At 35.1% G+C, this 10059-nt stretch carries 5 protein-coding genes and 1 pseudogene; 4 read left to right on the forward strand and 2 right to left on the reverse strand.

Annotation, left to right across the window (positions count from 1 at the left end):
- Window positions 1-1291: T9SS type A sorting domain-containing protein (locus AAFP94_RS14815; protein WP_409629176.1), on the forward strand; the 1291-nt coding region annotated here is incomplete at its 5' end.
- A 257-nt stretch (window positions 1292-1548) separates the two neighbouring features.
- Window positions 1549-1848, forward strand: a complete 300-nt coding sequence (locus AAFP94_RS14820) for a GIY-YIG nuclease family protein (RefSeq protein WP_409629179.1) — start codon at window positions 1549-1551, stop codon at window positions 1846-1848.
- A gap of 472 nt (window positions 1849-2320) precedes the next feature.
- Here the strand turns inward: AAFP94_RS14820 and AAFP94_RS14825 are convergent, their stop codons facing one another.
- Together AAFP94_RS14825 and AAFP94_RS14830 are read right to left on the reverse strand one after the other, a co-directional pair.
- A complete protein-coding gene (locus AAFP94_RS14825; RefSeq protein WP_409629181.1) occupies window positions 2321-3136 on the reverse strand; it encodes a choice-of-anchor J domain-containing protein in 816 nt (271 codons plus the stop codon).
- Window positions 3137-3396: 260 nt separating this feature from the next.
- Complete coding sequence (locus tag AAFP94_RS14830) at window positions 3397-5271, reverse strand: choice-of-anchor J domain-containing protein (RefSeq protein ID WP_409629184.1); 1875 nt, start codon at window positions 5269-5271, stop codon at window positions 3397-3399.
- A 421-nt stretch (window positions 5272-5692) separates the two neighbouring features.
- Here AAFP94_RS14830 and AAFP94_RS14835 point away from each other — a divergent pair, with 421 nt between their 5' ends.
- Both AAFP94_RS14835 and AAFP94_RS14840 read left to right on the forward strand, forming a co-directional pair.
- Window positions 5693-8077, forward strand: coding sequence for a MopE-related protein (locus AAFP94_RS14835; protein WP_409629186.1), 2385 nt, complete (start codon window positions 5693-5695; stop codon window positions 8075-8077).
- 109 nt (window positions 8078-8186) lie between these two features.
- Window positions 8187-10059: pseudogene (locus AAFP94_RS14840) on the forward strand (hypothetical protein); the annotation flags it as partial.

Raw genomic sequence — 10059 nt, forward strand, 5'->3', positions numbered from 1 at the left:
AACAGGAGTTCCTGCTGACACATCAGCGACCTTACGTTGGACGTTGACCAATACTAATAATTCCAATTGTACTGATTATGACGATGTTGTTTTAACAAATAATGCAAATCCAACATGTAGCGCTTATGCAGATAATCCATTAGCATGTGAAGGTGCAGCAATACAATTGCATGTATCTGGAGCTGGTGGTAACGGAGGGCCATACACATTTGTATGGAGTGGTGCAGATGCTTCTTACTTTAGCAGTACTACTTCATCAGATCCAACGTTTAACGCACCAATAGGTATCTATAATTTATCTGTAGAGGTTACTGAAACAAGTACAGGCTGTAAAAATACATGTCCTGTTCAAGTGGAAGTTTATAACTGTACTCCTAACTGTGAAACTGGTTTCGCAGTAAAAACTGAAGTTTCAGGAGATTATACAGTTGTAGATGAAGATTATAGCAGTTGTTTCCGAAACGACGGTTTCAGACGCTGGGGATGGGTTAATGCCATTACAGCAGCTGATAAAGGTACTGCCGTAGAGTTCGACTTCTATGCTGGTGCAGGTCGTTGTGACTTAAGTAAAGGCACTAACACTGGTAAAGTGATCGTTCATTATGGTGACGGTGCTACTGTTACAATTGATGGATCAGACCATGTTGTTGGACCAGATGAAGTTGTAGTGACTTATGAACTATCTCCAGGCTTTGTAATGTCTGAAGCTCACGTATATATAGGTTGTGATCCTTATCCAACTACAAATAGTGGTAATACAACAGTGGCACCAGGGCAATATAGCTTTAATGGTGGAGATTTAGGATATATTCAAAGTTACAGCACGCCTGTATTAGAAGATGTATTTGGAGACTTCTATGTAATTGTACATGGAGTGGTTTGCGAAAGTGATATACCAGATGGTTGTACGCCTTATCCAGCATCACCAGAAGAAGGTGGTATATTTGATCCAGAAGAAACTACAGAAGAACATTTTGATTTAAACTGTTCTGTTGATACTGGTGGATGGGGAAGAACAGTAGACTTTACTGCTTATCCAGTTCCATTTGAAAATGAAGTGAACATTAAGTACATGTTTGAATACGATACAGATGTTAAGATTCAAGTATTCGATATTAAAGGTGCTTTAGTTAGAGAATCAGTAAATGAGAACTATGTTAAAGGTAAAGTCTTTACTTCTAAAATAGATCTATCTAGAACTGATAATCAGATGTACTTTGTAAGATTAACAACAGACAAAGGAACCGTTGTTAAGAAAATCATCTCTTCAAGTAATTTGAGCAGAGATTAAGAAAAGAAGTTTTATTAACTTTAAATAATGAAAAGAGCAGCCATTTGGCTGCTCTTTTTGCTTTCCGTCACTGCGAGAAATGAAATGTCGTGGCAGTCTTTTCAAAATAACTCTTCACGAGATTGCTTCACTTCACTCGCAATGACAAACCTGACGTCATTACGAGGAAGAAGGCACGACTGACGAAGTAATCTTTCGAATTTGAGTTCCTTTTTTAAGATTGCTTCACTTCGTTCCCAATGACGTATATTTAATACATGAACAAATCCTATGTATACTTTATGACCAATAAAAACAACACGGTCATATATGTTGGAGTGACCAGTGATTTATTAAAAAGAGTATATCAACATAAAACAAAAGCTTACAAAGGATTTACTTCTAAATATAATTGTGACAAATTAATTTACTTTGAAGAGTTTGATGATATTAATCAAGCTATAGAAAGGGAAAAGCAAATAAAAGCTGGTAATAGGAAAAGGAAGGAAGAATTAATAAACTCAATTAATCCAGACTGGAACGATCTATCAGATGGTTGGTTATTTTACTTTGACTAACGTCATTGCGAGAATTACAAGAAAGAAAGCATTGCTTTCTTGAAGGTACCTAGCGAAGCTAGCGACGAAGTAATCTTTGAAACCCAATGACATTGCAGGATCGAGCGTTAGTAAAATGTCCAGTAGACATTTTTAGCGAAGAGGCCAGTTGGCGCGTAGGCAATACGACTGAAGCAATCTGTTAATCAGAAGTTCCTTTGATAAGATTGCCACGCTACGCTCGCAATGACAAAACACCACGTCACTGCGAGGAATGAAATGACGTGGCAGTCTTTTAAATATTCCTACTTTATAAAATTGTAACGTTCCTCTGGCAATGGTAAAGAGACGAAGTAATCTTTTGATTTCTATCGTAATCATAGTAAGCAAGTCATAATAAACAGATTGCTTCACTTCGCTCGCAATGACAATAAAAAAACTCGCAATAAACATTCTGTTTATCACGAGTTTAAAATATTTTTTTTATAATGTTTTACTGCTTCACAAACTTGATGGTCTTTACAACATTATCAAAACTAACTTGTCCAATATAAATACCTTTCCTTAACGTAGAAAGGTCAATTTTTTCTTCTGTTTGAGAAAGTGTTTTGTTTAAAACGTTTTGTCCAATAATATTGAATAAAGATATCTTGTCCATCCGCATATTGGAAGATTTTAAAGTCAATTCCTTTGTATTGATATTGTAATAATGTTTAAATGAAATAGATTCTAAATCATCGATACCTAAAACTGAAGATGTAATATAAAAATCATCGATATCAATTTCAAATTGATCAGAAACGTCATGATGTCTAAAGGCTATATAAACGGTTTGCCCAGCCAAGGATGATATATTAAGACTTCTATTTGCAAAAGATCCACTGGCATCACTACCAACCAAATTTTCGGTAAACATTACGGGACTAGAAGTAAAATCTGATTGACTGTTTCCAGTTGCAACATAAACAGAATAGTTTTCTGCGTCATATTGCCAATAGGTTGCTCTAACCTTCCAAGTCAAATCAATTATGCCTGAAGAAGGCAAATCAATTGAGGGCGAAATTATCCAATTATCAGGAGTAAGAGCAGTTCCCGCAAAAGATTTAGATTTCAATCCTTTATTTCCACTACCATCTAAACTAGTAATAGACCAACCTAAACCGTCACCATCGTCATCAATATAAGTCCAACAACTATTGACGGCAAAGGTATTACTAAAATCTTCATACACTGGTAATGTATGGTCGCATTGTGAGTTAATATTATAAGCTATGCCAATAATAAAACTAAAAAGTATAATTTTTTTCATAACGAAAGAGGTTAAATTCTTGATAAACATACTAATAAATTACAGTTTAACATAAAAAATAAGCGTTTAATCGATGAAATGCTTAAATTATGTATTAATTTGTAAGAATAATATTATTTTTTTATACAAAAATATATGGAAGTAATATTTATGAATTCAATTTTTGAGAAGATTAAACGGCAGAGAGATAATTGTAAAAAGTTATAAAAAAGGGCAATAAAACATTTTATTGCCCTTTTTTATAACTTATATTTTCGTTATTAGTTCACAACTATTCGCTTCACTTTTAAAACCGAACCATTTTGATTTATCACTTTTAAAAGATAAAGTCCACTAGAAATTCCGTTCAAATTAATTTCTTTAGTACTGTTTCTAGCTTGAGAGCTTAAATTAATATTTCGCATTAATCTACCATCAATACTATATAATAATATATTTGATGGTTTTTCATTTAACTCACCAAATTTTACATATAGCGATTCTGAAGCAGGATTTGGAAATATTTTAATTAGATTTTCTGTATTATCATTTAGAACCGATGTGTTTTGTTCAGAAGATTTTGAATTTATAAAACTTCTTGAAGCTTGTGAGCTACTTGAGCAGTATGAAACAGATGAAAAGTTTATACTTAAAACAACATCTTGACTAATTAAAGCCAGATCATTTGATAAACTTATGGTTACGGACTGAACTTTGTTTGGTATGTCTACGCTAACACTGCTAGTACCAGAACCACTAAAGTTTCCATAGGTTTGAACACCTCCAAATTCATCCGTAAATGTAACATTTACTAGATCTCTATAGTAAGTACCGCGCTTACCTTTTACCTTCTCATCAATATTGCTTATAGAAAAGGCAATATCTTGACTATTGGCTGGAAAACTTAAGGTAGTCTTGGTTGATTTTAATCCTGAATGGGTTAGAGGGTTGTTGGTAAAATTAGTTGTATATTCCGTACAACCAGTTGTTTCACAGCCATCCGGAATACCATCTCCGTCAGAATCAATAGTATCATCATAACCAGGACATTGATCTACATCATCACAAACGCCATCTCCATCAGAATCATTACAAGGAGGAGTATTATCACTTGAGCAATATGTGACCGAACTAAAATTAATAGTCATATTTGAACTTGTGCTGCCATTACTATCCGATAAAATTACACTAACAGATTGAACATTACCTTGAATATTGATGTTGGTAGAATTGACATTAGCACCATTGTATGTTCCATAAACTCGAGAAGACCCTGAACCATCAACGTAATGAACTTCAACCTTTTCTGTGTACTGACTGCTAGCTTTTCCATTTGATTTATCATTAATACCACTGATAGTAAATGAAATATCTTGACTATCATTTGGGAATGATAAACCGGTCGCAGATGATCCACTACCAGAATGCGTTAAAGGGTTATCTGAAAAATCAGCAGTATATTCTATACAGCCATTGGTATCACAGCCATCAGGTATTCCATCACCATCAGAATCTATGGTATCATCAAATCCAGGGCACACATCATTAGCATCACACACGCCGTCATTATCTGAATCAATTGAACAACCATTATTACCATTGGATGTAATTGAAAAATCATCAATATCAATTTCAAATTGATCCGTAACACCGTGATGTCTGAATGCTATGTACACGGTTTGCCCAGCCAAGGATGATATATTAAGACTTCTATTTGCAAAAGATCCACTGGCATCACTACCAACCAAATTTTCGGTAAACATTACCGAGCTAGAAGTAAAATCTGATTGACTATTTCCAGTTGCAACATATACAGAATAGTTTTCTGCATCATATTGCCAATACGTTGCTCTAACCTTCCAAGTCAGTTCAATTGAGCCAGAAGAAGGCAAATTAATTGAGTTAGAAATTATCCAATTATCAGGAGTAAGAGCAGTTCCAGCAAAAGATTTAGATTTCAATCCTTTATTTCCACTACCATCTAAACTAGTAATAGACCAACCTAAACCGTCACCATCGTCATCAATATAAGTCCAACAACTATTGACGGCAAAGGTATTACTAAAATCTTCATACACTGGTAATGTATGGTCGCATTGTGAGTTAATATTATAAGCTATGCCAATAATAAAACTAAAAAGTATAATATTTTTCATAATATAAAGTCTAACTATTCGGGATAAACATATAACAAAATTGTATTTAAACTTAAAAAAAATACATTTTATCGATGAAATACTTAAATTAAGCACAATATCGTAAGAAAATATTTACTTTAATAAGACTGTTTATTAATCCCTGTTATATAATATGAGATACGTAAAAATTCTCGAAACAGACGTTTAAGTACCTCAAAAAATTTTTGCAAATGTAATATTAAAATTAAAAAAGCAAAGTTTGCGAACAAAAAGTTATTAACAGTCAACAAGTTAAGAAAAATTGAACACAATATAATGACCGATAAACGAGGTTTTTTCAAGCTTTATCTAATATTAAAGCATCTATTAAATATTATGAATAACTTTAGTTTATGAACTTTATTTGTTTTTAAACGATTAACCCAAAAAACTACTATTTATGAGAAATATTACTCTTTTGGCTTTTACATTATTATTTTCTTTATACACAACATCTCAAGACTGTACGAGCAATAATGATAGCTCATATAGTTACATGGCTATGAATAACGGCTTTATAGAAGAAGCTAGTCAATTTGTTCAACCTGGTGAATACATGACGCTCACCAACATTTTGGCCAACGACTATACCTTTACAGCCAATCATACAGTAGCTTTGGTTGTGCAAAATGATTATATTACGATTTCTAATACATCAAATACCATACTGGCTCAAGGTGAATCGCCGCTTTCTTATACCTTTGCGACTCCTGGCACTTATCGTATTCATGTTTCATTAAATGATCTTTGTGAAACAGATACTTTTAATGTAACGGTATCATTATTAAATGAAACGATTGCACCAACAACTTGTCAGATGCCAGAAAATCCAACGGTAAGTTACAGGTCTGATACCAGGATAGATTTCTCTTGGGATCCTCCAAGTGTTGGCGATACACCTTCTAGTTATGATTGGGAAGCAGTACCAAATGGTAGTTCTCAAGGCAATGGAGGAAACCCATCAGGGAATGTGATGACAACCAGTGCCAGCGCTACAGGATTGACTCCAAGTACTTCATATACAATCTATATAAGATCGAAATGTGGAGTAAATGGAGATAGTGAATGGTGGATAGCTCCTTTCCCATTATCAACCAATGCAGGCCCACCACCTGAAAATGATATTTGTACTGGAGCAACTTTAATTATACAGGATACAGGAAAAGATGTCAATTCTGCTACAGTTATAAATGCAACCTTATTAAATACAGCGCAAACGGATGTAGATCCAGAAAATTGTGACTCTGGAAATCTTGATAATGCACGCGATGATGTTTGGTATAAGTTCATAGCACAAACAACAGATATTAATATTACGTTAAATACTCCTTCATCCTTGTTTAATGGGGTTTTGTCTTTGTTTTCAGATTGTGATGAATCTTCATATTTAGCTTGCAGTGATGTAGGAACAGGAAATACAGAAGAACAAATAAGTTATAATAGTTTAGTAGTAGGTCAAACCTATTATTTTAGGGTTTGGCATCAAGGGTTTGCAACGTCTAGTCCGAGTTTTACATTAAAATTATGGTCGCCTACAGTAGTCGCTGATGCTGATGGAGATGGCTACAGTGACCCAACCGATTGTGATGATGGAGACCCAAATATCAACCCAAGCGCAACAGAAGTGTGTGACGGACAGGATAACGATTGTGATGGAGATACAGACGATGCTGACTCAAGCATTGTAGGGCAAAGTGTTTGGTATGAAGATAGTGATGGTGATAATTATGGAAATCCTTCTAGCAGTATATTGGCTTGTAATCAGCCAGTAGGTTATGTGTCTGACAATACAGATTGTAATGATTCAGAAGCAGCTTCATATCCTGGAAACACAGAGATTTGTGATGGTATAGATAACGATTGTGATGGGTTAACAGATGATGCAGATCCTAGCATCGCAGGTCAGACCACATGGTATGAAGATAGCGATAGTGACAATTATGGAAATCCATCTAGTAGTGTAGTATCCTGTAACCAACCAGGAGGATATGTTTCTAACAATTTGGACTGTAATGACAGTAATTCTTCAATTAATCCAGATGCAACCGAAGTTTGTGATGGAGTTGATAATGATTGTGATGGCAATACAGATGATGCCGATTCGAATATTGTGGGACAAAGTGTTTGGTATGAAGATAGTGATGGTGATAATTATGGAAATCCATCTAATAGTGTATTGGCTTGTAACCAGCCAGGTGGTTATGTTTCAAACAATTTAGACTGTGATGATGGAAACCCATCAATTAATCCAGATGCAACAGAAGTTTGTGATGGTATAGATAATGATTGTGATGGAGACATAGATGATGCTGATGCAAGTATTGACACTTCAACACAAAGTACTTACTATTTAGATTTTGATGGTGATGGTTTTGGTGATGAAGGAGATGGCGGAACTTTATATTGTAATCCACCATCAGACTATGTTTTAGATAATACCGATTGTGACGATACTATGGATACAGTTTATCCTGGTGCACCAGAAATAATTAACGATGGTATAGATCAGGATTGCGATGGTTCTGATGCAACACTAGGTCTTGAAGATTTTGATTCTAATGCGTTTAGTTATTATTTTAATTCCGACAGAAGTATTTTAACAATTAATTCATTTGGCGAACCGTTCGATAATTTAAAAATGTATAATTTATTAGGAAAATTGGTTATGGATAAGGACTTATCTGGTACCAATGAGAATATTAATCTGTCCTTTTTGTCTGAAAAGTTATATGTTGTAAGAATAAGCATTCAAAATAAAGTAACATATTTCAAAATTATAAAATAAAATTTTATATCTTAACTTAAGTTTTCCTTAAGGCTTTACTGGCAATTTGCCCTTTTTAACATGCCTTGTTCCTACTTAAACATATTTTAATAAAAGGTTTTAGTAGGTCATGAAAAATAGTGTTTCATTAGTTTTTGCGCTTTTAATATCTGCATTGGTATCTTCTCAAGATTGTACTACCAATAAGAATAGTGGATATTCATACGCTGCTTTAAATAATGGATTTATAGAAGGGGCAAGTTCTTTTGTAGAACCCGGAGAATACATGATAGTTTCAAATATCTTGACAAACGATTATGTATTTACTGCTAATCATTCTGTATCTATGGTAGAGCAAAATGATTACATTACCATTTCAGATACTTCTAATAATATTCTGGCCCAAGGCGTTTCACCTTTATCACATACGTTTAGTTCTGCAGGAACTATTCGCATTCATGTTTCACTAAATGCCAGCTGTGATACTGAAGTGTTAAATGTTTCAATAGCCTTATTAAATGCAACAGTTGCGCCAACAACTTGTCAGTTGCCTGAAAACCCTAGAGTTATTTATAGATCTGACGCGAGAATAGATTTCTCTTGGGATCCACCAAGTATAGGATCTGTGCCAGTGAGTTATGATTGGGAAGCTGTTCCTGCGGGTGGAAGCCAAGGAGCTGGTGATGCGAGTGGAAACACTCTTACAACTAATGCTAGTGCTATTGGACTAACACCAAATACTTCTTATACTTTCTTTATTAGATCTAATTGTGGGGCCAATGGCTCAAGTGATTGGTTTGAAACACCTTCGTTGTCAACGAATGCTGGACCACCACCGAGCAATGACTTTTGTGATGATGCAATATTGATTGTTCAGGAAACTGATGTCAACAATGCAGCATCCGCTACAGCTTTACCTGGCACACTTTTAAACACAGCAGGTACAGATATTGAAGCAGAGCAATGTAGTGGTAGTACTGTTGATAATGCAAGAGACGATGTTTGGTATTCCTTTATTGCACAGACAGAAGATATCAATATTACTTTAGACCCAATGTTTGATGGCATATTGGAGCTTTTATCAGATTGTAATGAAGGTTCTATAATAGCTTGTAGTGACATTGGCAATGGAACAACTATTGAACAAATAACACATAATAGTTTAGTTGTTAATCAAACCTATTATTTCAGAGTTTATTATCAAGGTTTTGCAGCATCCAATCCTGATTTCACAGTAAAATTATGGTCAACTAGTGCTGTTTTTGATTCTGATGGAGATAGTTATAGCGATGCAACAGATTGTGATGATGGAGATCCAGCAATAAATCCAAGTGCAACAGAAATTTGTGATGGAATAGATAATAATTGCGATGGGCAAAAAGACGAAGGTTTAGATGCAGATACAGATGGAATTGCAGACTGTTTTGATATCTGCCCAGGTTTTAATGATACAATTGATGATGATGGAGATGGAGCTCCAAACGGCTGTGATACTTGTCCATCAGACCCAAACAAGACCGAACCAGGAGACTGTGGCTGTGGCACAACTGATACAGATTCAGATGGAGATGGCACACCAGATTGTAATGACAACTGTCCAAGTGATCCAAACAAGACAGACCCAGGAACTTGTGGCTGTGGCATAGCAGATACAGATTCAGATAGTGATGGCACACCAGATTGTAATGATAACTGTCCAAGTGATCCAAATAAAACAGAACCAGGAGACTGTGGTTGTGGAACACCTGATACAGATACAGATAGTGATGGCACTCCTGATTGTAATGACAACTGTCCAAGTGATCCAAACAAGACAGACCCAGGAGCTTGTGGTTGTGGCATAGCAGATACAGATTCAGATAGTGATGGCACACCTGATTGTAATGACAACTGTCCATCAGACCCAAACAAGATCGAACCAGGCGATTGTGGTTGTGGCGTAGCAGATACAGATTCAGATGGTGATGGTACACTTGATTGTAATGACAACTGTCCATCAGATC

This window comes from Gilvirhabdus luticola (genome assembly GCF_040117515.1).
In the GTDB taxonomy this organism is placed as follows: domain Bacteria; phylum Bacteroidota; class Bacteroidia; order Flavobacteriales; family Flavobacteriaceae; genus Gilvirhabdus; species Gilvirhabdus luticola.

Coding starts and splice junctions, on each gene's coding strand:
- AAFP94_RS14820 (WP_409629179.1), top strand. CDS start 1,549: ATGAACAAATCCTATGTATACTTTATGACCAATAAAAACAACACGGTC.
- AAFP94_RS14825 (WP_409629181.1), bottom strand. CDS start 3,136: ATGAAAAAAATTATACTTTTTAGTTTTATTATTGGCATAGCTTATAAT.
- AAFP94_RS14830 (WP_409629184.1), bottom strand. CDS start 5,271: ATGAAAAATATTATACTTTTTAGTTTTATTATTGGCATAGCTTATAAT.
- AAFP94_RS14835 (WP_409629186.1), top strand. CDS start 5,693: ATGAGAAATATTACTCTTTTGGCTTTTACATTATTATTTTCTTTATAC.